The sequence below is a fragment of the Mesorhizobium sp. M8A.F.Ca.ET.021.01.1.1 genome, assembly GCF_003998025.1.
GTDB lineage: Bacteria > Pseudomonadota > Alphaproteobacteria > Rhizobiales > Rhizobiaceae > Mesorhizobium.
Genome location: NZ_RZSJ01000983.1, coordinates 1 through 1,034, shown reverse-complemented (window position 1 = coordinate 1,034; position 1,034 = coordinate 1). Strand labels below are relative to the sequence as shown.

At 63.2% G+C, this 1,034-nt stretch carries 2 protein-coding genes; both read left to right on the top strand.

The features are described from left to right. Window positions 1-670, top strand: a 670-nt coding sequence (locus EOA36_RS36035) for an ATP-binding cassette domain-containing protein (RefSeq protein WP_145969537.1), incomplete at its 5' end; no start/stop codon positions are given. Between the two features lie 41 nt (window positions 671-711). Then, the coding region (locus EOA36_RS36030; RefSeq protein ID WP_145969536.1) for a substrate-binding domain-containing protein at window positions 712-1,034 on the top strand (323 nt) is incomplete at its 3' end.

Here is a 1,034-nt window from a genome sequence, read left to right as displayed (position 1 = left end):
AGTGGTGGCGCTGCTCGGCGACAACGGCGCCGGCAAGTCGACGTTGGTCAAGATCATTGCGGGCGGTCTCGAACCGACATCCGGCCGCATGCTGTTCGAGGGCAAGGAGTTCCTGGCCCGTTCGCCGGCGGAAGCCAAGGCGGCCGGCATCGAGACCGTCTACCAGGACCTGTCGCTCTGCACCAATGTCGACGTGGTGGCCAATTTCTTCATGGGCCGCGAGATCACGAGGAAGGTGCTCGGCATTCCCGTGCTCGACGAACGCGCCATGGAGGCTGTCGTCGGCAAGGCGCTGGCCAGCGCCGGTACCCGCATTCCTTCACTGCGCACCAATGTCGAGCACCTCTCGGGCGGCCAGCGCCAGGCCATCGAGCTTAACCGCTTCGTCCACTGGGGCGGCAAACTCGTGCTGCTCGACGAACCGTTCGCCGCACTTGGCGTCGAACAGACGCGGCGCGGTCTCGACATGATCCGCCAAGTGGCGAGCCAGGGTATCGGCGTCGTCATCATAACCCACATCATGCAGCAGGCTTTTCAGGTCGCCGACCGGATCGTGGTGATCCGGCAAGGCGTCGTGGCGGGCGATGTCGCACGCAACAAGACAAGTCCCGATGCGGTGATCAACATGATCACCGGGGAGACGCTTGCCGGTGCCGGACCGGCGGGCTGAGGGACAAAGAGGGGTCCGGCTTAACAGGGAGAGCCAACGACATGAAGCGAATACTTCTTGCTGTCTTCGGTATCCTGGCACTGGCCTTTGCCACGCTCACGCCGGCATTCGCCCAGTCCAAGGGTATTGTCTACTACTTGGTGCCGACATTGCTCGACGAGTTCCAAACCGGATCGGTGAGCGCGCTGGAGCTGTTCCTGAAACAGACCGGCTACGAGATGAAGACGCTGAACGCCGACAACAAGACCGACGCGCAGCAATCGCAGATGAACGACGTGATCGCGCTGAAGCCGGCGGCGATCATCCTGGCCGCCGTCGATTTCAATGCGCTGAAACCATCGATCGAGGCCGCCCGCGCCGCCGG